The organism is Azohydromonas australica DSM 1124, from assembly GCF_000430725.1.
GTDB classification, from domain to species: Bacteria; Pseudomonadota; Gammaproteobacteria; order Burkholderiales; family Burkholderiaceae_C; genus Azohydromonas; species Azohydromonas australica.
Window position 1 is genome coordinate 1 of record NZ_AUMO01000069.1, and the last position, 24,346, is coordinate 24,346.

At 58.8% G+C, this 24,346-nt stretch carries 19 protein-coding genes and 4 pseudogenes; 7 read left to right on the forward strand and 16 right to left on the reverse strand.

Annotation, left to right across the window (positions count from 1 at the left end; genetic code table 11):
* Positions 1-35 precede the first annotated feature (35 nt).
* From H537_RS50930 to H537_RS50935, 4 genes and pseudogenes are all read right to left on the reverse strand, one after another.
* Positions 36-1,074 (reverse strand): annotated as a pseudogene (locus H537_RS50930) (IS110 family RNA-guided transposase).
* An 86-nt stretch (positions 1,075-1,160) separates the two neighbouring features.
* Positions 1,161-1,445 (reverse strand): annotated as a pseudogene (locus H537_RS42495) (IS5/IS1182 family transposase); the annotation flags it as partial.
* 273 nt (positions 1,446-1,718) lie between these two features.
* Positions 1,719-2,897 (reverse strand): hypothetical protein, encoded by a 1,179-nt coding sequence (locus H537_RS52625; RefSeq protein WP_156901628.1) that lies wholly within the window; start codon positions 2,895-2,897, stop codon positions 1,719-1,721.
* A 230-nt stretch (positions 2,898-3,127) separates the two neighbouring features.
* Positions 3,128-3,406, reverse strand: a pseudogene (locus H537_RS50935) (integrase core domain-containing protein); the annotation flags it as partial.
* 53 nt (positions 3,407-3,459) lie between these two features.
* Between H537_RS50935 and H537_RS49090 the strand changes: the two are divergent.
* The gene (locus H537_RS49090) at positions 3,460-3,699 is read left to right on the forward strand and encodes a DUF5372 family protein (protein ID WP_211234999.1); all 240 of its coding nucleotides are present in this window, start codon (positions 3,460-3,462) and stop codon (positions 3,697-3,699) included.
* 670 nt (positions 3,700-4,369) lie between these two features.
* Complete coding sequence (locus H537_RS52630; RefSeq protein WP_156901629.1) at positions 4,370-5,332, forward strand: hypothetical protein; 963 nt, start codon at positions 4,370-4,372, stop codon at positions 5,330-5,332.
* Positions 5,333-5,533: 201 nt separating this feature from the next.
* Here the strand turns inward: H537_RS52630 and H537_RS57025 are convergent.
* The 3 genes and pseudogenes from H537_RS57025 to H537_RS49095 form a co-directional block, all read right to left on the reverse strand.
* Positions 5,534-5,698, reverse strand: a pseudogene (locus tag H537_RS57025) (IS4 family transposase); the annotation flags it as partial.
* A gap of 248 nt (positions 5,699-5,946) precedes the next feature.
* On the reverse strand, positions 5,947-9,537 hold the full coding sequence (locus tag H537_RS52635; RefSeq protein ID WP_156901630.1) for a hypothetical protein: 3,591 nt from the start codon (positions 9,535-9,537) through the stop codon (positions 5,947-5,949).
* A 583-nt stretch (positions 9,538-10,120) separates the two neighbouring features.
* Positions 10,121-10,600: an ImmA/IrrE family metallo-endopeptidase gene (locus H537_RS49095; RefSeq protein ID WP_051242426.1), complete on the reverse strand. Its 480-nt coding sequence runs from the start codon at positions 10,598-10,600 to the stop codon at positions 10,121-10,123.
* A 444-nt stretch (positions 10,601-11,044) separates the two neighbouring features.
* Between H537_RS49095 and H537_RS42505 the strand changes: the two genes are divergently transcribed.
* From H537_RS42505 to H537_RS52645, 4 genes are all read left to right on the forward strand, one after another.
* Positions 11,045-11,920, forward strand: coding sequence for an HET-C-related protein (locus H537_RS42505; protein ID WP_156901631.1), 876 nt, complete (start codon positions 11,045-11,047; stop codon positions 11,918-11,920).
* Between the two features lie 131 nt (positions 11,921-12,051).
* Positions 12,052-13,068, forward strand: coding sequence for a hypothetical protein (locus H537_RS52640; RefSeq protein WP_156901632.1), 1,017 nt, complete (start codon positions 12,052-12,054; stop codon positions 13,066-13,068).
* Positions 13,069-15,196: 2,128 nt separating this feature from the next.
* A complete protein-coding gene (locus tag H537_RS0112045; protein ID WP_028998133.1) occupies positions 15,197-16,507 on the forward strand; it encodes a replication initiation protein in 1,311 nt (436 codons plus the stop codon).
* A gap of 71 nt (positions 16,508-16,578) precedes the next feature.
* Positions 16,579-17,508, forward strand: coding sequence for a DUF6602 domain-containing protein (locus H537_RS52645; protein ID WP_156901633.1), 930 nt, complete (start codon positions 16,579-16,581; stop codon positions 17,506-17,508).
* Between the two features lie 89 nt (positions 17,509-17,597).
* Here H537_RS52645 and H537_RS42510 read toward each other — a convergent pair whose 3' ends face one another.
* The 9 genes from H537_RS42510 to H537_RS42520 form a co-directional block, all read right to left on the reverse strand.
* Complete coding sequence (locus H537_RS42510) at positions 17,598-18,746, reverse strand: reverse transcriptase domain-containing protein (protein ID WP_084150618.1); 1,149 nt, start codon at positions 18,744-18,746, stop codon at positions 17,598-17,600.
* A 212-nt stretch (positions 18,747-18,958) separates the two neighbouring features.
* Complete coding sequence (locus tag H537_RS54915; protein ID WP_051242432.1) at positions 18,959-20,218, reverse strand: hypothetical protein; 1,260 nt, start codon at positions 20,216-20,218, stop codon at positions 18,959-18,961.
* A 97-nt stretch (positions 20,219-20,315) separates the two neighbouring features.
* Positions 20,316-21,215 (reverse strand): YqaJ viral recombinase family nuclease, encoded by a 900-nt coding sequence (locus H537_RS0112060; protein ID WP_028998134.1) that lies wholly within the window; start codon positions 21,213-21,215, stop codon positions 20,316-20,318.
* A gap of 18 nt (positions 21,216-21,233) precedes the next feature.
* Positions 21,234-21,938 carry a hypothetical protein gene (locus H537_RS0112065; protein WP_028998135.1) on the reverse strand — a complete coding sequence of 235 codons (705 nt, stop codon included), beginning with the start codon at positions 21,936-21,938 and terminating at the stop codon, positions 21,234-21,236.
* A 56-nt stretch (positions 21,939-21,994) separates the two neighbouring features.
* Positions 21,995-22,159 (reverse strand): hypothetical protein, encoded by a 165-nt coding sequence (locus H537_RS52655; protein ID WP_156901634.1) that lies wholly within the window; start codon positions 22,157-22,159, stop codon positions 21,995-21,997.
* Positions 22,152-22,373, reverse strand: coding sequence for a hypothetical protein (locus H537_RS52660; protein WP_156901635.1), 222 nt, complete (start codon positions 22,371-22,373; stop codon positions 22,152-22,154). Before H537_RS52660 ends, H537_RS52655 begins: the two co-directional genes overlap by 8 nt.
* Positions 22,370-22,723, reverse strand: a complete 354-nt coding sequence (locus tag H537_RS0112080; RefSeq protein ID WP_156901636.1) for a hypothetical protein — start codon at positions 22,721-22,723, stop codon at positions 22,370-22,372. Before H537_RS0112080 ends, H537_RS52660 begins: the two co-directional genes overlap by 4 nt.
* Positions 22,724-22,737: 14 nt before the next feature.
* Positions 22,738-23,094 (reverse strand): hypothetical protein, encoded by a 357-nt coding sequence (locus H537_RS0112085; protein ID WP_028998137.1) that lies wholly within the window; start codon positions 23,092-23,094, stop codon positions 22,738-22,740.
* 198 nt (positions 23,095-23,292) lie between these two features.
* Complete coding sequence (locus tag H537_RS42520; RefSeq protein WP_043458633.1) at positions 23,293-23,757, reverse strand: helix-turn-helix domain-containing protein; 465 nt, start codon at positions 23,755-23,757, stop codon at positions 23,293-23,295.
* Positions 23,758-23,896: 139 nt separating this feature from the next.
* Between H537_RS42520 and H537_RS0112095 the strand changes: the two genes are divergently transcribed.
* On the forward strand, positions 23,897-24,346 hold the full coding sequence (locus H537_RS0112095; RefSeq protein WP_028998138.1) for a hypothetical protein: 450 nt from the start codon (positions 23,897-23,899) through the stop codon (positions 24,344-24,346).

The window sequence follows — 24,346 nt, forward strand, 5'->3', positions numbered from 1 at the left end:
GTTGTGAGGTTTTAAACGTCTCCGGTCCAACTGCACTATGCAGTTGGGCAGCCTGCTGAGTAGCCGGGTTGGTATTCGCGGTCTTGAGCCAATAGCGCCCACACTACACGTGCATTCTTGTTGGCCAGCGCAACGGCCGCGACGTTGGCGTGGCGCCGCGCAAGCAATTTGGTGAGCCAGTTCTCCACCTGCTCCTTTCTGCGTAAGGAGGCAGAGAGAATGGCGCGCGCACCGTGGATCAGTAGCGTGCGCAGGTACGCGTCGCCACGCTTTACTGATACCCAGCAGCACATTCTTGCCGCCGCTGGAATTCTGGCGTGGCACCAAGCCTAACCAAGCGGCAAACTGACGGCCATTTGAGAAATTCTTCGCATCGCCCACTGCGGCCACTAATGCACTAGCAGTTACAGCTCCGATGCCGGGAACCGCTGCCAGTTTGCGACTCAACGCGTTATTGCGATGCCAAGCCGCAATTTGGCCTTCGATCTCGCCGACTTGGCGGTCAAGTTCCTTTAGGTGGTCCAATAACCGCTGCATTAGATGCCGGAATGCTCCTGGCAGTTCGTTTGTTGCATCTTCGATCAACTCAGGCACACGCAGGGTGAGGTGCGCCATTCCCTGCGGAATAATAAGCCCGAACTCGGCCAACAAGCCTCGAATTTGGTTGGCCTGAGCTGTGCGGGCTTTGATAAACCCCTGGCGAGCACGGTGCAAGGCCAGAACTGCCTGCTGCTCTACATTTTTGATGGGCACAAATCTCATGTTGGGCCGCGCGACAGCCTCGCAGATCGCCTCAGCATCGGCTGCATCGTTCTTGTTCGTCTTCACGTAAGGCTTGACGAACTGAGGAGCCATCAGCTTTACCGTATGGCCCAATGCTTGGAGCTTGCGTGCCCAATGGTGGGCGCTGCCACAGGCCTCCATGCCGATCAGACAAGGCTCCATATTGGCGAAATACTCGGCAACTTGGCGGCGCTTGAGCTGCTTCTTCAAAACAGCCTTGCCGTGCTCGTTCACGCCATGTACCTGAAACACGTTCTTCGCCAGGTCGATGCCGACTGTCGTAACCTTCATGGTGGACGCCCCTCTCGGTTCAAGTGGCTGAATCAACGCTTCCACTTTGGCACGTCGATGCCGTTACGGGTGGGGGCGTCCATCCCATTGCTCTCGTTGTAGGCGTGCTTGAGGTACAGCAGCGAGACCATGAGCCGGATGGGCAGCCGCGGCCGTCCGGCATGGCTCACGCCCGCGCCGGCCACGGCCAGCGTCGGGTCGAAAAGGTCAGCGCCTTCGATGCCGCGGCCCGCGCAGTCCTTGTGCGCGAGCACCGGCGCCAACGCGGCTTCGATCTCCTTCCACGGCATGCGCGTGGCCAGCACGGCCAGCGGGTGGCGCATGTCGATCATGGTCTCCAGCCGGGCGCGGAAGAAGTCGTCGGTGCTCATCAAGCGGCCTCCAAAACTCCCAGGGATCGAATACCGATAAGGTGAATTCTGGCAGTTCCAATTACTGCCGCATACCCTGAAAAGTCGATGGTAGCGCGGACTTACAGCGTTCTGCAGGCCCGACTATCTACGAGCCGAGCTACACAGCCCGGCGATGCGGATAGTGCTTGCTGCGTAAGTCCTACAAAAATAGCCCCCTGCCGCGGGAGGCCGGGGGCTGATTATGCTTTGATTGTGCTTAATTTATCCTTTAACACATCAATCTTATTATGTCTAACCTGCGGGCGCGGATTGGTTGGCTCCACTATTTCCAAATTGGATTGCGCCTTTATTAAGCGGAATCATACAAGGGATGCTCCAATCAGAGAATCCAAATCTCTTGGTCTTACGGCTTTCGTCCGATATATAGCTGCTATCTTGAATAAGACCAATTCCCTCGCGCAAAATAAAAAAAGTGTTTTTTTCCTGGTCATCGCCGTGTAAAGCTTTTGCCTTTAACCATACCGCATAGTTGCCAGATTTCAATGTTTCACTCCGAGCGGCAGCGATAATGTGGCTCTTAATTAAAATACCGCTGCCGCTTCCGCTACGAGACTGCTCGACGGAGAAATCTCGCAATTCTATTTTCGGTGTTTTTTCGGTGGCCGATTGATCATCCTTCCCTTCCAGAACAATTTGGCTGCTTGAACATTTAGAATAGCCAAAGACGCGCCAGTCTACGTATTTGGCGGCAACACCACCGTCCGACCTGAAAGTCGTGTCAGATGTCTCTACGTTGCCAAGACCATCCCGCATATGGACTGGAACAATTTGTTTTTCATTGTTCTTGTGCGCTTTCTTGGCTGCGAGCCAGACTATATAGTTTCCAATCTTCATTGCATCTGATTTTGCAATCAAATTGCCACGACCTTTGTATGTTTGGACATATTTGGAGTCGTCACCAGTAACTACAAAATCCCTGAGTTCGAACGCTTCCGGCTGCTCTTTTGCCGCGGCAACTGCGGACTGCGAACCTTCAGAAATCAAAAATCCTTCGTTGAGACGCAGCCATCCTTTTATACTCCAGTCCGTATAACCAACTTCAGGCACGACCTTCCGTTCAGCACTGGAAATGTAATCATAGGTTTCGATGGAACCAATTCCATCGCGCATATCAACTAGATCGGTAAAGTCTTTCCCGCTGCTATGAGATTCTTTAGCAGAGATCCACACCATATAGTTTCCGGAGCGAATAGCATCATCTTTCGCATATAACACCCCTCGTCCAGTTACGACATCGCCGTATGATTCAGATGCGGTATGTGTATTGAAGTCGCGCACCTCGAATGTCGCCGCTTTGATTGCTGCGACACCTGAAAAAATTGGTGTTTGCGCAGTCGAGGCGCTGTTCTGTTGCTGGCACGCAGACAGTATGCACATACTGTATGCTGCAACTACGAATTTCTTTCTCATTTTAGGTCGCCCCCAGGATCGGTTGAAATCTAAGCTGCCTGAGATTGTAGCGTTGAAGAGCGCGCTTGAAACGGAACGTTAACGCGTGGCGCTATGGAAAAAGCTTCAATGCATAGCATGTAGCGTTAGTGGGTTGAAGTGTGTGCGTACCCAGCACGCGTAGGCGAAGTCCGTGACGGAGCCGAATACCGGCCCGATGCCGCGCCTCTACCCCCCGCGTCACAATTCCTGATGGGCGTCCAGTTTCGAGTCGCGCCCGGCCAGCGTGATGGATGGCGCTCACGTGCCGCGGTGTAGACGGCGTGGCGTGCGGCCAGGATCGCGTGGTCACGGCCAGCATGGCGGTCTGCCGGGCTGACGTAACGGATGCCGCTGTGGAAGTGCGCGGTGTTGTACCAACGCACGAAGTCAGCCGCCCAGGCGCGAGCGTGTGCAGTATCAACGAAGCCCTTGGTGGGGAACTCCGGGCGGTATTTTGCAGCCCGGAACAAGGCCTCCGAATATGGATTGGAGCGAGCAGTCAACTGCGCCTGTTGGGCCCATCGAGCGACGACCTTTTCGGGTGACCCATCCGTTCCACCCGCTGTTTGGCCAGGAATTCGACTTCGTCTTGCGCGGCCTGAACTGGCACCACGACAGAGCTGTCTTCCGAGACGGTGCGGACCATTTGCATTCCATCCCCGCAGCTTGGACGGATTTGGTCACCGAGGACCCGTCCAATGTCGTGGCAGCCGGTCGAGCCTCGTTTCGGACTCAGGAACTCCTTGATCTGGTGTGCCTGCTCAACGCCTTCCACCCGTGACACAAAGGCCGACGTGTAAGGCTGAATATGCGTTGCGCGTAAGGTTAATTACGCCGCCTCGCGATCAGACGAGCAAGGTATGTCGTTCTTGCATTAGCTATGGATGGACTTCAGAGAGAAACTTTAAATCACCTTGAATTATGGGCAACGTGCTACATAATTGATGTTACATGCCTACCCCCAACCCCGAGACAATCATGACTGCTGACCAAGGCGAGCCACTGGTCACTTCTTTCGACGCCACCTGGTTTCTTGGTTCTATGGAGGCGACAGATGGTATTGTGACGCGGGGGGCGACCCAGTTGCTAAGGCCCGCATCGAGCAATCGGGACTGTCGCGCGAATGCTCAGCCCGCGTACGGACGACGCGCGCCAACCCGACCATCTCCGTCGAATTCCGCCGGCTATGGCAAGTGCCATTGGGAATCGCCAATTCTTTCCTTCCCCGAGGAACCGGGTGTCCGCGTTTCCCGGCCCGTGGCGCTGATCCAATTCCGGCGTTTGGATCCCACGCAAGCAATCATGGTAGGGTCAGCGGCAACGCCCATGCTGACAGAGCAAAACCACAATGGTGGCGAAAACGGCCGTGCATTTCTGCATGCCGTGGACCATCCCTTGTGCCATGGGCAATGATGCCGCACCATTGGTTCGATAGAGCGGCAAGGTGACACATGTCTTCAACGAACCGATGCGGCTTATTGCAGTTGTGGAAGATTGCGTTGAGCTTGGCGCTTTTCAGTTCGCAATATGGCATGGCCGTGGAACCGAAAGACCCCGTGCTGTCACGGGGGCTGCAGCACAGCAAGGTTGGACGTTCGGTTTTGGAGGGCGCAGTCGCATCCTCAAACTTGTTGACGCACGGCCACGGGCCACGGCTGAGGGTGTCCTGGGCGAAGGCGGACGGAGACGCCGCTCCGGTTTATCTGGTCGAAAGCCGACCCGGGGCGCTGTCAACGCCTGCGGCGGTGCCGGTTAACTGCTGGTGCGTGTTTGTTAACTTGCCGGCCCTTAATGTCTGGCTTTCTGTCCACTCAGCCGCAGGCCTGCAGAAACCGGAGCCGATGTACATCCTAAGCTTCATGCTCATGCACGAGGTCGGGCACTTGATGAAGCGTACGGCTGGAGCCGAGTTTACCAATGGTAGTTTGTTTCAATTGAACATTGAACCAAGCTTGGCCAAGGCGCGGGAGGAGGAGGCAGATCAGTTCGCCGCGGAGTTGGTCCGGTACTGGGCACGAGAGACGCGTGGTCGTAATTACAATGAAGCGGAGTTGATTGCGGGCGAGCTCTTGAGCCTCAGTCAGCATTTGGCGAACCGCACAGTCGGCGACTTTTGGACATACGCGTTGGGAAGTCCTGAAGCGTACTTCGACCAGAATCTGAGCCATCCGAACTTGGCTTGGAGAATTTTTCGAAGTACCCACCTCATTTGGCAGTCCGGTTATACAAAGCACCTGTTGAAGAGTTTCGAGGAAGCTAGGCAACGGGGAGTAAAAGATCCGTTTAGGTTGCCATGGTGCCATGATGATCCATCGTCTGCATCGTGCGAAAATTGGCGCCGTACTCGCCGTAATTTGGAGCGGGCCCAAATGGGTGGGAACATGCCTGCGCCTGCGTCTCGTCCGCCGAAATGACCGCGTCCTGAGTTGGCAGATGGTATAGACGCCTGAACCAAGAGCAGAAGGGCTTGCCTCTAGTGGCGCAGCGGTGACATTACTTGTCCTCTAGCACGAATAATTTCGCCAAGGTGCTGCTGCTATGCCTTTGGTGGTGTTCGGAGCTGCTCTGTACCGCCGGTGAACCGTGGAAGTCTGCGGCACGTGGGTCTCCGCAGATTCCACCACCGTCGACAACAGCAACTCACGTGGATATTGCTGCTGCCTGTGGCTCTTGAACACCTAATCGACCCACGCCGGCTCGATCGCCCGCTCCAGCGCTACTCGCGCCATCACACTCGTGGCTTTCCGCTGCCCAAACCGTGCAAGCACTTCCTTCAGCATCGCTGGATCCAAGACTTTCAAGGTGGTGAAAAGTTGGTGCAACCAAGTGCTTGATTCATATGGGCTCTTCTTTCGTCCCGCAACCGGAGTACGCTCAGTAGCCTGCTTTGGTGCTCTCTAAGTTGTTGATTTGTATAGGGGCTTTTGAGCACCTTGAAAGCCCTGATCGCTGGATCTGAATTTACAGGTGACCCGCAGGCTTAACTGGCCGTTTCCTGAAGACCTGGAAAGAGCTGGCCCTTAGCTCCTTATCTCGACCGAACCAAGGGATCTGCAATGGGAGCTACCCTCTCCTGCTGAACGGCGTTTGGGGGGCTGGGCACAGCACCTCCTGGAGCAACACTACCCTGTACCGCTAACTCCTCCGACTTAACTTCTGCACAACGCCTGGCTTGTTTTTCCATGCCTTCAATTGCCAACGGCGAAAGGTGCCATCCCAACGGATAGCGGATACCGTCTGCCACAAGATTGAGTACCCGCACGGGAGGAAGCGACGGCCGGACATGGCCTATCGCCATGCGTAGTGTCTGCACCGCATGCACTTGGCGAGCTTCAGCCAGAATGCCGTTAGCACCGATTCCACTGACATTTAGTACTGCCAAGCCTGGACCGATAAAGTCCATAAACAGGTCCGTACTGCGGGAGCATATTGGTCGCTCAGGGCGGTAACTCATGTCACGCGCATCCGTCGGACACGATGCTTGCGAGCCACCTGCTATGCCTGCGGCATCAGGTGGACGGTTAGAGAACACCGGGCATGCATCCTTCTGTAAAGGGGGCGGCGCCGCGCCGTTGCGCACCATTAGCACCTGCGGAACTAGACGATCCCGTAACCATTGTCTCTGCCCTTTGTCCATCTTGGCGCAGCGCTCATATAGCTTGGCATCCAAGTCCCCTGGCATAACAAGCAGACAGCGTTGAAATGCATGCAGCACGTCGATAGTACTTTGTGCCCCGCTATTGTCGAAGTAGCCGCCATCGGCCAAATGGCCGCAGGTTTTCAGCGGCTTCGTCGGTTTGGAGGCATTCTGGTTGGTGCCTGCCGCCATCGCTGCGCCAGGGGCACGTTCGTCGGCTCGATCCCTGCAAGCCTCCTCAGTAGCCATAAGAGCGCCTATAGCATTAACGTACGGGAAGCGTGCCGCGTTGTGAGCTGCGGCGTCCAGTGCGAGGTCGTGCCCTGTAATGCCGAGTTGGTCTTTTGCACCCCGAAATTGACGTGAATCAATAATGAGGTCACTGGCGATCGCGCGTTCACCTGACTCTACCCAAGTCGCATTGAGCAGAAGAAAAGGTACGTGCTGGCCTTCGGCTCTAGATTCAGCTAGCCCACGGCGCATTCCAGCAGTTCCGCCCTCTATGACTTGCTCAAACCAAGCTCCGCGGGACAGAAAGCCGCAGCCAGGCGTATCGCACCAGCGCGTAGGTAATACGCGCGCAAGGGCATCCTCGAACAGCCAAGCCGACAGCAAGGGCGTCAGTAGGTCAGTACGTGCGAATTTAAGTACACAGGATTTTTGGATTTGACCATTCTCCGTGCACGCTCTCAATACTGCTGCGCCAACTGCGCCGCCCGACACACCTGATATTGAGAAGGTGCGCCGCAAGAAATCCGGGTCTTGAGCTGCAAAGCGCTGCAGCACGAGAGCGGTCCAAGCTGCTGCGCGTATTCCACCTCCCTCTGTGGAAACAAAATACACAGGCAAGGTGCCATCAGCCTTGACTAAGCTGCTTGAGGTGCAAGGATCTCCTTTTTCTTTAGCTTGACACAGTGCCTCGAGCCAGTTGACCAGCGAAACGTCAAGTGTCTGGCGTGGGTCCGCAGCGACGTGCTTTTTATCCAGCGGCTGTCGGTTACTGGCCCAACGATCACCGCCCCACAGCGTCAGTGTCACTAGACCGAGCAGGCCTAGAGGTGGCAGTGTCAGGCGCACAAGAGACTGAACTCCATTCCTTTTCCGCACATTGGGCTGGCCAGTAGCGCTTTGACGCATCATTGTCATTGCCCACCAGTACCCGAGGAGAAGAACGGCTGCTAGAAACGTTGAAAACAGCAGCATCTGCAGACTTCCCAATGGATTGGCGCCGGTCGGACCAATGGCAGGCCATACTTGGTGATTGGCGGTCCAGCCCTTTGCACCTAGGAAGCCTATGATCAAGATAAGAATGCCGACCCAGGGTATTGAGCGTGAAACTTCTGCAATTGATAACCAACCAAAGAAGCATAGCCACAGCGCAATAGCACACAGAATCACAGCGAGACTCAAGCTCGGCACGTAATCCGTAGCATCGGGAATGCCAGGCGGTAACGCATCGATCGTGCGTAACAGCAGCATTACCAAGGTCAGCAGTAGAGGCAGGGAATAAGGCGTTACTTTGCCGAAAAAGTGGAGTTTATGAGCCCTGGTTGCCTCGCCGTGCTTTTTTGAGGAATTACGCCAGAAGCCCGCCTGGATGCCCCAGTCTCTCCAAGTTAGGCAGTTGTAGTAGTAGGTTTCGCTTGCTGCGCCGCGGTTCCAAAGGAAAAGTATCCCGAGCGCAACCGAGGTCAAGCCTAGCAATAGTGCAACCAGTGTTGGAACTATCCATTCCCGCGCAACGCCACTGCCATGTGCCGACATGATATCGTGGATGACACCGGCACACAGAACGGCTACTAAGAATGCTGGCATGAAGCCCAGCAATCGCGCCCACTGTTTAGCAAATAAATCCTCGGCTCGGCTTGAGGTGCCTTTCTGTATCGGTAAAGTGCCCACGTGTTGAATTTGGCAAACGCTACGTGTCCATAACCAGGAACTGAATACCATCAGCCACACTGCGATGCCGCATGCGAATAAGGCAAACAGCATCCCCGCCAAGAGCAGCAAGTTATTCGGCCTTTGCGGCCCCTCAATAGCGCCCATGCGTAGCGGTGTTGAAGCAATGGCGTATACGACATCTCGCCCTTGATCCATGCCAACCGAAAGTACAGCCATCATTGCAAGTGCAATCAACACATAGCGGCTGCGGGCGAGCATGTCCCAAATGGCCGTGCGCAGCGCGTCGCGTGCGCTGCGTTGCGCTTGAGTCGCGGCGGCTCCCAAACGTATGCCGAATAGCCAAATCACCGCGCCAGCGGACAACATGAAAAAGATTACCTTAATCAAAAATTGCTTTCCACTGTGGCTCCCACAACCTAACCGGTCCGGCCACCACGGCAAGGAGGCAACTACATCATCTTTAGTGCAGGTGTCGGCGAACTTCCCGAAACTGAAGATGACTACTAACGCGAGGACGAAACCAACGGCCAGCCAAGGCATGCCCAGCACCGATCCGACTTTGCGTAAAGCCTGGACTTTGTAGAGCACCAGTGCAGCCAAAACCGTCACCAGTAATGCCGGCGCTAACCTCGGCTCCGAAGCGTGTGGCAAGGAGATGGGGTCAAGATCGTGGACGGCTGCCGGCGGCTGAACCAATTGTGAGCCCGGCCATCCGATCCGGTACAGACCGAAGGCGTTCTCGCCAAGATCCACCAGAAGGAGAGCCAGTATTGGTAACGCTAGTCCCCATAGGCATACGTGCTCGCCTGCTAGAACGGTAGGCGCGGCATCGCCAGCGACCGCATCGGCTAGTCTCAGTGCGATGGTCAGCAGCAGTGCACTATAAAAAGGAACAAACAATAGGCTGTCGAGACCAAGGTAAGCCCGTGCCGCGACCGTGCGCTGGCTCAGGTCCCACAAGCCGAGCATGGCATTCGCTGCTCCGCCCGTTTGGTGATCCATCCACCCTAGGAAATCCTCAATGCCCCAACCGCCAGGAACATCAAGTACAGCGCCAATGAGCATCAAGACCAATGCCACGGATGTAGTGCCTGTCGCAAGATAACCGAGCCCATGTCCACTTGTTGGTGCTTGCAAGCTGGCTGGCATGCCGATCCCCTTTTCAAAACACCAGCGTGCACTCGTCGTGCCAGTAACCGGCTGCTGGTAAACCGGGTGACCTAATTGCCGAGGCGGCCTTGCATCGTCCAATTTTCAGGTCACACTACATTTGGAAAATCGCCGGCACGATGACGTAACGATGCCTGCCGTTCATCAAGGCTGCCAGTCGCTTTTCTTTCATGCTATATTTCTAATGTTTTTTGCCACGTGACTAAAGTCAGTAGTGCAGATTGGAGCATTCTAATAACATTAAGCAAGTTTTTATAAATCTGGAGATAAGGTTTGGTTGTCGTCGATGTTATGGATAAAGTGTAGGCAATGCAGCAATGTTTCGCACCGTCGAGAGTCGCAGCGTGGGTTAATCCAGGCGACCCGCGAGGGCCCGATACTTCGCCTCAACAATCCGAGAAATGTCCATCTCCGCACTGCGGACGGCAGCATAAAATTGCACTATTTAATTCTGCTGGATTCTCGGGTTGCATACAAAGTTAGCCTGCGCTTATTACTTATGGTAGAGGGGTGCAGGATTTGTACCTCGGCGCCGCGCTTCCTCGAAAGCTTTAAGAAGGTACCGAGTCGACTCGGTGTTTTGGATGAGGTCCGCGACGCGAAGGATTCGCCAAGCGAGGTTGGGATGGCTGTAGCCATTGTCGAAGTAAACCGACGGCTTGCCGACGGCAAAAGCTCCGAACTCATCAAGCGTCCGGAAGGCCTGCATGTTCCAGCTGAGCTTTCCCAGTTCCATCACGACCCAGTTGGCGGCAAGCGAGACGTCTCCCACAGGCATTTGTTTGGCGCGTGTCTTCAGCACTTCCGCAGCGAAGTCGTCGGCCTCTTCTTCTGCCGCCTTTGCCCGGCTTGGTTCGACATTCAGCTGAGACATTTCTCCATTGCGGAACGCGGCGCCAGGAGTTCCTTTCCTCAAGTGTCCGATTTCGTGCAGGAGGATGAAGATAAGGAACTGGTCGGTGTCCAGCGTCATCCTTCCCGGTCCTGTCGAGTTCCTGAGAATCCACTCGTCCAGCACAGACGGGCTGACGAAGACACACCGACATCCTCTGGGAACTGACGCTGGGGTGACGATGCTCCCTGGACGACCTTCAACGAGATAGACCGGGACTCGCTCCCCCGAGGAGCCGTCAATTGGGCTCCAGGCCGGTACGAGGTGCGGCACGCCGTCCGGTACCAGTTTCGATACGGTCGCGATGGCGCGTTCGGCTGTGGCATGCCCTTGCGCAGCATGCTGCAGACCGCGTTCCGTCACTGGGTCCGCATGGCACACGTAGGAGACAAGGAGTGCTCCAGCGGACAGGAAGGGTGTTATGCCAATCCTGAGCAAACGCATGTGATTTCCTTAAAACGCGCCGTCGATAGACATCGATGCTGCACTGCGCTGATACTCCGCTGAACGCAAGGAGGAGGAACGGTGAAACCTGAAACTGCCTTTTGGGTTGGAGCTTGCTTGGTCGCGGCGTTGACCAGTGCTCAGGGACAGACTTCTAATGCCTCGGAGCCTCCCCCACCATCGATTGAGGTTCCTGACCTGCGAACGGTAAATCCAGTTGTCGTCTGCGGCAACTGTGACCAGCCCTTCGACACGAGCACTCACAAGGAGGTCCTGCAAGGGCTGGTGTCGAACAAGTACATCGGCGAACTGCGCAAGGCGCTGTACTGGCAGGACACCTACCACCAGTCCAAGTCCAAAGCGCATTTTGACAACTGCGCTTTCAACGAAGCCGTCGGGTACATGGAAAGTCTTCTTGCCGAAGTCGACAGCCATGTTCAATCAGCGAAGGTAGCCAACGAGCAAGGTGATGCGGCGTCCGCAGACGCTGCCCTGGTAAAGGCATTTTTCGCCTTAGGACAGACCCTGCACGGAGTCCAAGACTTCTACGCGCACACCAACTACGTCGAGTTGAGCGTCTCCCAGGTCAAGAAGTCGACAGATATCGAGGTGATCGCTCCTTGGAAGCCCGAGGGGAAACAGCGCATCGCCGAATTGGTCAGCAAGCCTCCAGGCAAGGCGTTGGTTTCCGGTGTTGTTTTCTGGGGCTTCCCGCAGATATGTCCAAACGGCACCCTGTCACATAAGGACATGGCCAAGGACAAGGCAACCACAACCAGTGGAATGCTCAAAGTCGCCCATTTGCAGAACCGGAACCAATACCAGATTGCGGTTCAACTGGCCCGGGAGGCATCACAAGAGCTCATTGACTACGCGTTTCGGAAGTGGCCTCTGATGAAGAAGGCGAACGGGGAAAACGTGGCATTCGAGGTATTGGTCGACCGGCGGGGGCTCTGACCATGCGGCTACGCAGTTGGCCTGCCATCGTAGCGTCATTACTTCTGGCGGGCACCTCGGCCGGCGCTCAGACGCCGCCCTCATGCAGGCTCGATGCAGAAGGGGCCGCAGCGGCGGGAAGGACCATTCGGATGGCACTCAAGGCCTACGCGGACTTGGGCACGCCGTTGCCCATCGACGACGTTCAAGTCAACCCCGGCTCGGTGCAGCTTCCGCCCAGGACCCTGGGCGTGTATGTGCTTTCCGATGCGTCAAAAAGTGCAGTTGGGAAAGATGGTTGCATTGCCAACGAGCCCGCATTGGTGAAAGGCGATGAGCTTGACACCAACAGCATCCGCGGTGGCTGCGTAGCAGCCTCCGACAGGTTGGAGGTCCGGTGCTCGTCAAGTGCAGTGCAGCTATTTGGTAAGCAAGGAACGCGACCAAGCCTTGCGAATCCATCTCTGCTCTATCTGCTTTCGCATGAACTCTGGCACATCAAGCAACGACGGCCGGGCGAGTACGCGGGCCGAGTTGAATTCATCGACTTGAAGCAACCGCGCGGCGTGAAACTGCAGATTTTGCGCGATTCTTGTGAGCCGGGGTTGACCAAGGCTGAAGAGGAGGCAGACCGTAACGCCGTTCGAGTCCTGGCGAAGCTGCTGCCGGATCCACCATATCGCGAGCTCACCTTCTCACCTCAGGGCTCTGTCCTTTGGGGTGCTGATCAACTGAACTTGGCGGCAAACACCTGGCGCAAGACAGTTCTGGAGCGGGAGTTCATCAGCCAAGCAAAGCCTCACAAGAGCTTCATCCCTACCGAGTTTCCAACGCCGCCCGCGATGGTGACGAAGAACGCCAAGGTCTTCGTATGCGACGTACTGACAAAGCAGTCTGGCGCAGTGGCCTACCCTGGACGAGCCGCCACACATCCGGCGCTCGAACTTCGCATGCAGCGGGTGGCTGAGGCGCTTCGCTCCTTGGCATCCGGACTGCCGAAAGCGGGGGCAAGAGAAGAATACAAGCCCATTGCCGTGCTCCAGGAACAGGTGAGCGACATCCTCACCTTCATGTATCGCGAGACAGGCGTCTATCTGGAGGCCGTGCAGGGTGCCATCTGCACCAGGGTAAACAGCGACCGCCCAGCAGAAGGCTGTGCGGCGAAGTGAGGGATGCTGGGGCAAGTCAGGCGAAGCGCTGTGGCACAACTCAAGTTGGTCACGAGCTCGACATAAGCAACATACCTGAAAACAATCAACCCTAAAACTACCACAGCCCCCTGCTGCTCTAACTACTACGAGCCCAAGCCCTTCCCACTCAACAGCTCCACCCCTCCTGCCCCGCCCTTTTCCCCCTATCCCCACCTCGAAGCCCAGGGCCGCGAAAACGGTCCAGGCTGAACGGGCCAGCGGTCTTGCCCTGACGCCCCTCACAGCCACGGCGCGCAGGAGAGACACGGCTGGGCCTCGGCCTGCCTCAAAGGGGCCAAGCCTCGAAGGAGCCCGTGGCTCGGCAGGAAGGCGGACTTCCCCTCCCCGCTTTCAACAGCGCGGCCGGAACAGAGAGGCACAAGAATGTCCGGGGTGGGCTCCGGTATGTTGTAAACACTGGGCTGGAAGTCGCCAACAGCGCGTTTGCCATCGTCTGCTCTGGCGCGTGGCTGCTTGAAAGGTGGTTCGGCAGACCACGAACCCAAAGTGATGGTTCCTGTGCGAGAACAGGTTTCGGGGCCGTTTGCGGCCTGGTCGTCTGCAGCTATGCCGCCGCGGCACGAGCGGCTACAGCGTCGTTGCCGCACAGAAACCGTCACTTTGCCTCGCACGCTCCCCGGTGGCCAAAGTGGAAGCCGGACAGTCTGGCCGCTAGCGGTGCCGGCTCGAGCGTCCACCATCGGCCCGGGCCTCTGCACCCGGCGTCGGCCTCAAAGCACCAAATGCATCTGTTTCTGCGTACCGGATCCCCCAATGCCTGGAGCCCAGCGGCCGCGCTGCTCGTTGACGGGAGTACTCGTGGCTGGTCGAGTACTGCACCGCCGGCATTCGCCTGAAGCGGCGAATGGGTCCGGACAGCGGCTTCGACACGATGCGCTTCTGAAGCACTCGTCAGGAACAGCCCCCGACCTGCATCCGTTTCTACGCATCGCCGCTACGAGATCCGCGGGTGTCACTACCAGCAGCGCGCAGGCCTTCACTGGAAGCTGAGGTAACACGTTCTGATTGCTGTTGAACCGGCACCGTGTGCCCTGTCCAGCGAATCAAAAACCGTCACCTCAACCGCCCTGGTTTGGTCAAGGTTGCAAAAAATGATTCTCTGCGGGGCTTCCACAACGGCAGATCGCAGAGGTCAGTGGTCCTCTGCCAAGTAGTTCAACGGGTCCGTGCAGGGCGAGCGCGCGTAGGCGGCACCGATCAGGCCCAGCAACCGGGCCAGCTAGCCCTGCAACACGTCGCGCTGCACGTCGGAGGTTGCAGTTTCTGATTGCAGGCCAGCTTGTGGCACGTTCTATGGTTGCAGTTTTCTGATCGCTGCTACTTTCCGTGTCTCCAAGGGCCGCAAAGGTTGCAACTATTGATCGTTGGGATCGCTTTGGCTTCAACAGCGACTTGGCGTGGTGAAGACGTTGGCTCATCAAGGTTGCTTTACAGTCAACCGTTGCAACCTTAGCCAGCTTGAGAGGGCAACGAGGTAGCAACTTTTGATTCCGTGCAGAGCACGGAGCACATCGACATGGCCCGTCCAGTGCTTCATCGCTGATCGGCGGGCCTGGAACATTACCTACTGCAGGCTTCAGCAGCGGCTTTCGCCCCTCTTGGAGCCTAGCAGCTGAACAGCACGCCAAGCCCACACCCGCAATGTCCTGCTCCGGCTGATTCGTGCACGCCACGCAGCCTGCTCATGCGGCGCCGACGTGCGCTCCCGGCGCGTCACAGCCAAGCTGTCGAGGGCCATGTGGACTCCTGAGTCGACACTGCTGGCGCCTACTCATATCCACAAACCTAAAGAATCAAAAGCGCGCACCTTCCACTCATATCCACAGCCCCAAACAATCATTTCCTGCAACCTGAAGAATCATTCTATGCAACCTTGCATGCTCTAAGTCCTTGATCCGCAAAGACTTTTCGGACCGTAAAGGTATAAAACGAAAAGGTTTTCTAAATCTAAAACAGGCAGCCCTGTCTCGAAGGAGCCTTGGAACGGCTTTTGTTGGGCATGGTTGCAGCGATGACACAGCCTGCCCTGCGGGCCCCAGTGTGCCGGTTACACTGACCGGCGAAGTTGAAACCATAGGAGCGCAGCGTGACCGCACAGGGGCGCGAGGACGTCACACCATCGGACGCGGTTGGCCGAACGCCAGCGGAGTCGCGCCCGGGGCAGGACGTTTTCCGCAAGACTGTCTATGTCGTCCATAGCCGGCCTACCAAGCAGCTCACCCTCGTGCAGAAGAAGCTGGCCAACGCTTGGCTCAAGCACGCGGTCACGTTCACACCGGACCAGGATGGCTGGTGGGAAATCCCCATTGGGCTTCTGCGGGAGGAAATCAACTTTCCTTCCACCAACACCCAATACCTGAAGGAAGCGGCGCGGGCGCTGGTGCAGATTGCCTTCGAGTGGGATCTTTTGGCGCCCGAGAACAAGCGCATTGGCTGGCAGACGCAGGTGCTTTTTCCGGCGATCGCCATCGTCCATGGCTGCATCCGGTTCAAGATCAGCACCGACATCTACAAGGAACTGCACCGGCCGGAAATTTACGCTCTTATCGACATGAGCATCGTGAGGCGGCTCAATAGCGTCGCCGCCATGTGCATATGGGAGTTCTGCGTGCGCTTCGAGAATATCGGGCATACACCTTCGATGCCATGGCAGCAATTTCGCGACGTCGTGCTCGGCGAGCAGGGCGAGAAGAAGACGCTGGAGCAGTACAAGTTCATGAAGCTCCGCGTGCTGAGCAAGGCGATCAAGGAGATCAACGAGTGCTCTGACCACGAGATTGCGCTGGTCGAGAAGACAGCGGGGCGGCGTGTCGCGGCGATTCACTTCACCGTTCGACGCAAGAACACCGGAGTTCCAGAAGGAGAACTGGCGGCCCAGAAAGCGGTTGCCAGGATGATCCAGCTTGGACTTCCGCGTACCGAAGCGCGGCGCCTAGCTTCTTCACATCCCCTGCGTGCCCTCAACGGTGCACTGGAATATACGGAGCGCCGTCTTGCCGATCCGTCTCAGCCGAAGATCGAGCAGTCCGCAGCTTATTTCCGCAAGGCGCTGGAGCAGGGCTACGGTGCACCTGTCGATATGGCAGAAACGGCCACCGCGCCAGGAAACAATGGCAAGCGCAAGGCTGAAAGGCAGTTCGACATTGATGAGGCTTTCAGCCAGTACCGGCGGGAGCAGGCTCGCGACTATTTCGCTCAACTTGAGGATGACGAGAAAAAAGAACTGCTCCGCCGCTACAACGAGCAACAAGAGCACGATCGTTTGCGTGTCAAATCGCGGCAGACCAAGATTGCAGAGACCGCTTTTATGAACTGGCTTGCCAAAGATACTTGGGGGGCGTCTTCTGCTGAGGACAAGTTGAAGTTTTCCGTAGAACTTCTAGCACGAAAGCAGTAGCCAATTAACTAGAGCGGCTGCATGAATTTGTTGAGGAATAACCTTTTCCAGGTTTTGGAGAATTTGATTATATGGCAAATAAGAAAAAATTGAAACTTAATACTGTTGTTGGAGGATCTCCAACCAATAATGCGAGTGCTCTTGGAAAACTTGATTTAGAGCGACTTTTCCAAGTGGAGGCAATGGAGCTGCTTGGTGCAGTGGACAAAGGCGCTGTGCTCCACGGCTCATATAATATAAGAGATTCCGGGGCCTCTATTGAGTCCGCATTCAGAAATATTCTTGACTCTAGGCTGCCGTCTATCTTCGGAGTGATGCAGGGATATCTTTTTGACGACGAAGTAAGTTGCACTCCACAAATTGACTGCATCGTGACAGACGCGGAGGAGTCGCACGAAATACTGAAGTCGATAGAGGGCTCAACATATGCCCCATTCACATGCGCACTCGCAGTATTCGAGATAAAGAACACTTGCTATGATTTTAGCGCTGCATTTGATCAAGTTTTGAAAATAAATAAAATTTTTCTTGAAATGAAAAATAGGGGTGAACAGAGAAAATCTCAAGACGAGCCTGGAATCAAGGTGCCGATAAGTATTTTATTGTTTGGAAAGACAGACGACTGTAGCCTTTTAAAAATACAGTCTTTGTATGAAAAGCAGTTTGTCAAAAATCCAAATTTGTTGCCTCATTACACCATATTATTAGATAAAGGAATTGTCCTCGCCCATAGGTTTGGCGGCGCGTTTTTTACTTTTCCTCGTGGCGAGTTAAAATTTGACGAATATGAGAGTAGAGGTTGCGTGCACATTTTTACTCCTAAGAAATGTGACGACTTAAAATCTGGCAGGGTGTTGCTTTGGCTATATTTTGCTGTGGTTTTTGCTATCAACAGAATTTCTGGCAAAAACTTAAAAATAAAGTATTTCTTGGATCAATTTCAGGAAAGTCACGGATTGATATCAGCGGGTGAATTGTCTAAAGCAACCACTTGGCCTTGAAATGTCCTAATTACATGCCGCTGAAGAACTGATCGCGGTAGGAATGCCCGTTACCGGGCACCCCCCGCACAGATCCGAACGTGCCCAATTTAGGCATTCGGCTCCCACCTTGGGTGTTTGACGGCGAAGCGTTGCTCTGGCCAGGGATGAAGGATTCGCGACGTGGGTAGAAATGCGTCGGTGATCCTCTTCATTCGATCCCAGTTCACCCTGGCCTTCTGACTGCGCCTGCTGAGCACGCGCCGCCAAGCCCTGGCGACCTGATGTCGGAATGCCATGAGCGACCGCATGTTGGTCGGCACGGCGTGGTACGCGAAGTACCCTGAGAGGACGCGTTGCAGCCACCGTCCTTGTTCCATCAGGGGCGTGTGCATGCGCGCTCGCAGCTGGTCCTTGATCTCATGGAGCTTCGCCCGCATCCGGTCGGCACGACTGCGCCGCTGTAGCTGAAAGCCACCGCGCCGCGCTCGGCCGCAGATGAAAACAAAGCCCAGAAACTGGAAGGTCTGCGGTCGCCCGAGTCCACGCCGCTGCCGGCGTTCAGCCGCATACCGGCCAAACTCCAGCAGACGTGACTTCTCCCCATGCAGTTCGAGCCCGAACTGCTCGAACCGCTGCCGCATCGCGTCCCAGAAACGCCGAGCATCAAACTCGTGCTCGAAGCCGGCAACCAGATCATCGGCATAGCGCACGAAGATCACCTTGCCCTTGGCCTCTCGCCGCCGCCATTGCTCCGCCCAGAGGTCGAAGACGTAGTGCAGGTAGACGTTCGCAAGGAGCGGTGAAATCACCGCGCCTTGGGGTGACCCCTTCTCACTGACGCTCCATTCCCTTTCGTCCAGGACACCCGCCTTGAGCCACTTGCGCACGAGGCGGACGATGCGCTCGTCACCAATCCGATGCTCCAGAAACCGGATCAACCATTGCTGGTCGATCTGGTCGAAGAAGCTACGGATGTCAGCGTCGAGCACCCAGTTCACGCGCCTTGCCGTGATACCCACGGCCAAGGCATCCAGGGCATCGTGCTGGCTGCGCCCGGGCCGGAACCCGTATGAGAACCCGAGGAAATCTTCCTCGTAGATCGCATTGAGCACCGTCACCACTGCGCGCTGGACGGTCTTGTCTTCCAGCGCTGTGATGCTCAGCGGACGCTGCGGAGTAGTCACCCGGCCCGCTGCGTCGCCCTGGAAATCGTCGTGGTGCTGATGGCCATGATTCCCGAGCGCCTTTGCTGGCATGTTGCCGGCCAGGGGCGAGGCAAGGCTTGAGCTTTGGCCCTCGCTGGCCACTGACAAGCGTATGAGCGGACATTTGCGCCTCCTGACGGACGAGAAGGAAAAGGGCGGCAGCCTGAAGACTGCGCGGGATGGGAAATAGGGGGAGGAGAAGCGCCCCACCCCGCTGTTGATCACCCTGGAAAGGCTCTTGAACCTTGGCGGCCGGCCCCGTGTCAGGGCACGGCGCGGCGGCGTGGCTGCGGTACGGAAGCCGCGGGCTGCTGCTGGCGCTGCGGCTGGTCCAGTCCCGCTCGCAACCGCTCATGCATGTCGCTGAGCGTGGCGCGTAGGTCCTCGTCCAGCACGTCGTGCAGCTGCTCGCCCAGGGCGTCGAGCGTGTCGGCATCGCCCTTGTCAGCCGCGCGCTGCATCTGCTCGGCAAAGGCGTCGGCGTCGAAGCCGTGGCGAGCCTGCGGCGGCGGCGCCATCGGCCGCGCTGGTGCAGGTGCTGGTGTGGGTGCCGGCGTGGCAGCCGCGGCGTCCTGGCCATCGGCAGCCGGGGCCGGAGCAGACGCGGCTGGCGGCCTCGCGCGCGCGCGCAGCGCGGCCTTCGCCTTGTCGGTGGCACTTGCAGCCGGGGCAGCAGCGCCAGCACCAGCACCCTCGCCCTGCGCGTCGTTGGCCGCCGGCGGCACTTCGACGGGCTCGAACCAATCGGCCACGGTGCTCATCTCGTCGCGCAGGCTGACGTAGACGCGTTTCAGGCCCACCACCTGCGCCGGCTGGATCGACTCGATGCGGCGCTGGATGCGGCGCTCGATCTGTTCCTTCGTCACGCCGAACTCGCCGGCGAAAGTGTCCAGCAGCCGCTTGATGCCTTCAGGGCTGGTGTCAGCCTTGGCGCGCAGCGTGGCGCTGGCCTGCTCCATCGCCATTTCCGTCACGTCGCCCGGGATCTGCGCCAGGATGCACGCCCGCTTGCGGCGCGCGGCCTGGTTGGCGCAAAGCTCGTAGATGTCGCGCTCGTCCTTGAGCCGGTAGCCGCCGTGCTTGGTGTCGCGCCAGTGGCGCACGAAGAACTGGATGACCTCGCGGTTGTTCGTTTCGTGGTCAACGCAAAACGCTTCAACCTCGGACACGCCCACGCCGTCAGGGCCGACGTAGCGGCCGATCTCGCGCCACCCGCTGCTGACGTTACCCCAGCTTTGGGCCATCGCTTCAGCGGCGCGAATGCTCGGGCCGACCACGTCGCTGCCACCACGGCTGTACTGGTACTGAGCTTTCTCGGCCAGGGTCTGCCGAGTAAAGGAATTCCTGATGCGGTCTGTGGCGCGGATCACATCGCGCGGAAACCGCTTGGCCATCATCGCCAACGCCATGACCTCGGCGCTCTCGCGCGCCTGCACGGCACGGGCTCCCGCGCCATCGGCACCGCCGCGGGTAGCGGCGGGTGCGGTATCGAACGGGTTCTGCACGACTTCGATCTCGCTCATGACGTTCTCCTTGAATTTCAGGGACGCACGGAAAAGGCGGCCGCGATCCTTCCCAAAAAGGCTCACCTGGGGGTGTCGCGGTCCAGCCCAAAAACACTCACTTTTCGTCCTTGAGCCGGAACTGCCGGCTGGGCTCGCCGGTGCGCAGGAACTCCCGATAAAGCTCCGGGTGCGCGGCCTCGAAGGCGGCGGCGTCGAAGCGCCGCGCGGGCTTGACTGCCCGCCATGTCGCCAGGGCGTGGCCGGTGGTGTCCACCAGCGTGTCGGCCTCGCCCAGCACTCCCATAAGCCGTGCCTTCAGTGCCGCCTCGGCCGCATCCAGCCGCTCGCGCTGCGCCCGGATGGCGCGCAGTTCGTGCACCGCGCGCAGCACGTCGGTGTCGGCCATCACCAGATCGGCGCGGCTGGCATGTCCGAAGCGCGCCAACATGTCGTCCAGCGTGACGGGCTCGGGCGGCTCGCCGCGCTCCACCAGGACCCAGAACTCCGCAATGCCGTCCTCGATCAACTGCTGCAGCTCGCGGTCGGCCTCAACCACGAACTCGTCGTAGTCGGCGCCGCCAAAGAGGACCGGGACGAACGACACATCGACGCCGGCCAGCAGCAGCTCCTGCTGCACCTGCAGCAGGTAGTGCAGCGGCACGTCGGGCGAGCCGGACTCGCCCCAGCCCTGCCGCGTGCGAGCGGTCTTGGCCTGCACGGAATAGAGGCCCGGCACCCAGGCATCCAAGTGCGCAAGGAGGCGCCCGCGCCGCATGGTGTCGGGCGCCACCACCAGCAGGTCATCCGGGTGCGCGCGCTGGAACTCGCTCAGGATGAACGGTTCGGCCGCCAGGCCGAAACGCATCGCCAAGTTTTCTTCAGGTTCCGGAGCCTCGCCGCGCTTGACTTGGTAGAGCTCGAACCGGGTCTGGTATGGGCTCAGGCCCAGGGCGGCGGCGCATTCCGAAGCGCCCACGCCGGTACGGCGCAGGGCCTTCTGTGCTTCGCTCAGCATCGCCTTCGCCCTGCCGTTTCAGAACGGGCAGCCATTGGGGTATCCCCAGGCACCGGCCTTGGCCAGCAGCCGAAACGATCCGCGCGAGTTCATGTCGCCGCACCACGCGCTGCCGCGCTCGAACACCACGCCCAGGCGCTGCGGCTGCACGAGCGTCACGCGCCCGATGCGCCCGTCCATGCCCTGCACCGTGTCGCCCAGCGCCAGCGGCTCGGTGTAGGGGTCGAAGGCGGTGGCGGCACCCTCCCCTGCCATGGCCGCCAGTTCATCGTTGCCCTCGGCCGGGCACACCGGCGCGAGGTACGCCGGCATGAAGGCCCAGGGCACGCCGTCCAGCATCACCAGCACCAGCCCGAGCGAGGCACATCCCGAGTGCTCGACCACCACGCCCTCACGGCCGGCCAGGGCGGCGGCCTCTTCGGGCTCGAAGGGATTCAGGTCCTGCTCCAGCAAGTCGTCGGCGGTGGCATCGACCCGCACGCGCTGCCCCGGCCGGAAGGCGGAGCGTGGCATGGCAAGCGGCCTGGCCGGCGTCGCAGCCGCGCCTTGCGGGAAGACGTAGCCCGGCACGAACGACTGCCGCCCGTCCGCTCCAGTGGCGACGCTGCCCAGCGGCGTGCTGCGGCAGGACGCCTGCGCCAGCCGCTCGCGCAGATGCGGCTTGAGCGTGGCCCTGTGGGCGTCGGTGATGCGGTTACCAGTTATGGGACCGAGTTGCGACACGGCAGGTACTCCAAGAGAGGCCGGCAAGAAGGGCCGCCAGCCACGGCCCAGGGGACTCAGTACGGAACGAAGGGCGCGGACAGCAGTGCCAGCAGTACCCCGGCGATGAAGCCGAGCATGTCCCAGGGGAAGGACCTGGCGCGGTCATCACGAGTGCAGGCGAAGGCATCGGCCACGGCTTGGCCGGCCAGGGCTTCGTCTGTGTCGTGCAGATCAGGCATGGCGTGCTTCCCTCTCGCGCACCGGGCAGCCGCCGCCGCGCAGACAGCGGTGCTCGTACTCGCAGGGCGGGCATGCAGGATCGTCGGCTTCCTCGGCCACGCAGGCGGCCTCGTGGTCGCGGATCAGGGCATCAACCCGCTGTTGCCCTGTGGGGTCCGTGGGCCGGTGTGCTGAAAGCCAGTGAATTGCGGCCCGGTGGACGGCGGCACTCATGACATGGCTCCAAGGGCACGCGCCACCGCCACATGCGCCGCTTCCACCAACACCGCCAGGGCTTCGGCGTCGGACGCGGTGGGCAGGGCAGGCAGGGCCGTGAGGGCTTGGGCAACGGCGAACAGGTCCGGTGCGGCCTTGAGCAGATGAGCTGTGGCAAGAACCGGCACCACGGCCACCAGACCGCCAGGGTTCGGCAGGTTGTCGTGATGCAGGGTTCGCCCGCTGGCTCCCAGGTAGTACGGGCCGGGCTCGAAGGCGAAACAGCCCAAATGCAGGCAATCAGAAGAAGGCTGCGGGCTGACGGTCGCCGCATGGCCCCGCGCCGGGGGCCACGGGCTCCGCTGCATGCAGAGCCCTTCCATCACAGCCCCGCGCGGCTGTAGTGGGCGCGGTCAAGCTGGGCGATCCAGCGATCCTCGGCAGCGGCGCCGGCCCAGGGGTCGGCATAGTCGTCGGGCTCGCCGTCGTCGGCCAGCAGGCCGTTGTAGTCAGCCTCGGCTTGCGTCAGCCACGTCTTGAGCTGTTCGGGGTGGAAGAAGCCGGCGTCCTCACAAAGATCAACGCCGGCTTCGCCGATGACGCAGACGGTCGGGATGATCTCGACGTCACGGCCCCGGTGGTCTTCGCTGACTTCAATCTCGTACCCAATGACGACCGGGATGCCGGCGAAGGTGCTGCCGAAGGTGAGAGTCTCGGGAGAGAACTGAAACCCGCTCATCGCTTTCTCCTGCTGCACCTGCCCTGGTGCATGGAGATATTCTAGTTTTATCCAGACTTAAATTCTATATTTTGTAGATGATGTCTCTTAATAATACGGAGAAATCCGATAGAAGCAGAGAATCGGTGGAAAAATGCCCGCGCATGGCGGGCTATCCAGTGGAAAAACTAACGTTGTCTAACCAGCGCAGCTCGCTGACTAACTCCTTGACTGGATTGCCGCGATCAATCCAGTCAGGAAACCTCGCTTCTCGCGCTCATCGCTCAGCCCACTGTTCATGGCGCGCTCTATGACGCGCACAAACTCCGACATGGGCAGTTCGATCTTGTCGGCGCAGCGAGATGAAATGGATGCGGTCGCCTCGGGAGCCGGCTTCGGGGCATCTGTGGCCGGGGCTGTCTCCAACGGCGCTGCTTCCTCAGGCTCCTTCAGCCCTAACAGTGCATCGACCGAAACGCCATAGTTCTGCGCCATCCACCGCAGCACGAAAGCATCTGGCAGGGCCCGTCCTGTTTCCCAGGTGGACACGGCCCCGTCGCCCTTCTTCAGCGCCTCGCCTACTTCAGCTTGCGTGAACCCCTGGCCGTTGCGAGCGTTCTTGCGAGCCTTGCGGAACCGCTCGCCCATCTCCCGCCGCAGTTGAGCTTCGTTGTCGTCTTCCATGCGGGCGAACTGTAATGATTCAGGCTGAAGAGAACTCTAAATTTATCGGAGTTCGCTCTTTACCCCCCTTGCCAAAGCAGGCGCGGTGCGAGCAAATCACAACCGGCCGACACTGCTGCAGATCGCCACGGAGGTTTCCATGTCGCCGCGCGCCGAGTTCGTTGATGTCCTGTTCGACCGGCTCTCACTGCGCTACGGCTGCGCCTTCCTCGCGCGCTGGAAAGGCCTGGACCTGCAGGCCGTGAAGGCCGATTGGGCGCGCGAACTCTCCGGCTACGCCGAGCGTCCCGAGGCCATCGAGCACGCGCTGGAGCTGGTGGATCCCGCCGAGCCACCGACAGCGGCGCAGTTCCGCGACCTGTGCAGCACCGCGCCGGCGCCGGCATTCCGGGCGCAGCCGCAGGCGAAACAGGCGCAGCGGGCAGCCGAAGTCCGCCGCCAGTGCCTGCGGCCAGTGATGCCGCGGATCGGGCGCGACGTGAGGTGGGCGGCCGACATGGTGCAGCGCGCCCAGGCCGGCGAGCGGGTATCCACGTACGGTCTGCGCCTGGCGCTGGACGCACTGGGGCAGCAAGGCTCGATGTGCTGA

What these genes read in the sequence shown, in the direction of transcription:
- H537_RS0112080 (WP_156901636.1), bottom strand. Translation starts at nt 22,723, where the DNA reads ATGCAGCGGAGCCCGTGGCCCCCGGCGCGGGGCCATGCGGCGACCGTC.
- H537_RS52630 (WP_156901629.1), top strand. Translation starts at nt 4,370, where the DNA reads ATGTCTTCAACGAACCGATGCGGCTTATTGCAGTTGTGGAAGATTGCG.
- H537_RS0112085 (WP_028998137.1), bottom strand. Translation starts at nt 23,094, where the DNA reads ATGAGCGGGTTTCAGTTCTCTCCCGAGACTCTCACCTTCGGCAGCACC.
- H537_RS54915 (WP_051242432.1), bottom strand. Translation starts at nt 20,218, where the DNA reads ATGAGCGAGATCGAAGTCGTGCAGAACCCGTTCGATACCGCACCCGCC.
- H537_RS0112095 (WP_028998138.1), top strand. Translation starts at nt 23,897, where the DNA reads ATGTCGCCGCGCGCCGAGTTCGTTGATGTCCTGTTCGACCGGCTCTCA.
- H537_RS0112060 (WP_028998134.1), bottom strand. Translation starts at nt 21,215, where the DNA reads ATGCTGAGCGAAGCACAGAAGGCCCTGCGCCGTACCGGCGTGGGCGCT.
- H537_RS49095 (WP_051242426.1), bottom strand. Translation starts at nt 10,600, where the DNA reads ATGACGCTGGACACCGACCAGTTCCTTATCTTCATCCTCCTGCACGAA.
- H537_RS42510 (WP_084150618.1), bottom strand. Translation starts at nt 18,746, where the DNA reads ATGCCAGCAAAGGCGCTCGGGAATCATGGCCATCAGCACCACGACGAT.
- H537_RS52655 (WP_156901634.1), bottom strand. Translation starts at nt 22,159, where the DNA reads ATGCCTGATCTGCACGACACAGACGAAGCCCTGGCCGGCCAAGCCGTG.
- H537_RS52660 (WP_156901635.1), bottom strand. Translation starts at nt 22,373, where the DNA reads ATGAGTGCCGCCGTCCACCGGGCCGCAATTCACTGGCTTTCAGCACAC.
- H537_RS52645 (WP_156901633.1), top strand. Translation starts at nt 16,579, where the DNA reads ATGGCAAATAAGAAAAAATTGAAACTTAATACTGTTGTTGGAGGATCT.
- H537_RS52640 (WP_156901632.1), top strand. Translation starts at nt 12,052, where the DNA reads ATGGCACTCAAGGCCTACGCGGACTTGGGCACGCCGTTGCCCATCGAC.
- H537_RS52625 (WP_156901628.1), bottom strand. Translation starts at nt 2,897, where the DNA reads ATGAGAAAGAAATTCGTAGTTGCAGCATACAGTATGTGCATACTGTCT.
- H537_RS42520 (WP_043458633.1), bottom strand. Translation starts at nt 23,757, where the DNA reads ATGGAAGACGACAACGAAGCTCAACTGCGGCGGGAGATGGGCGAGCGG.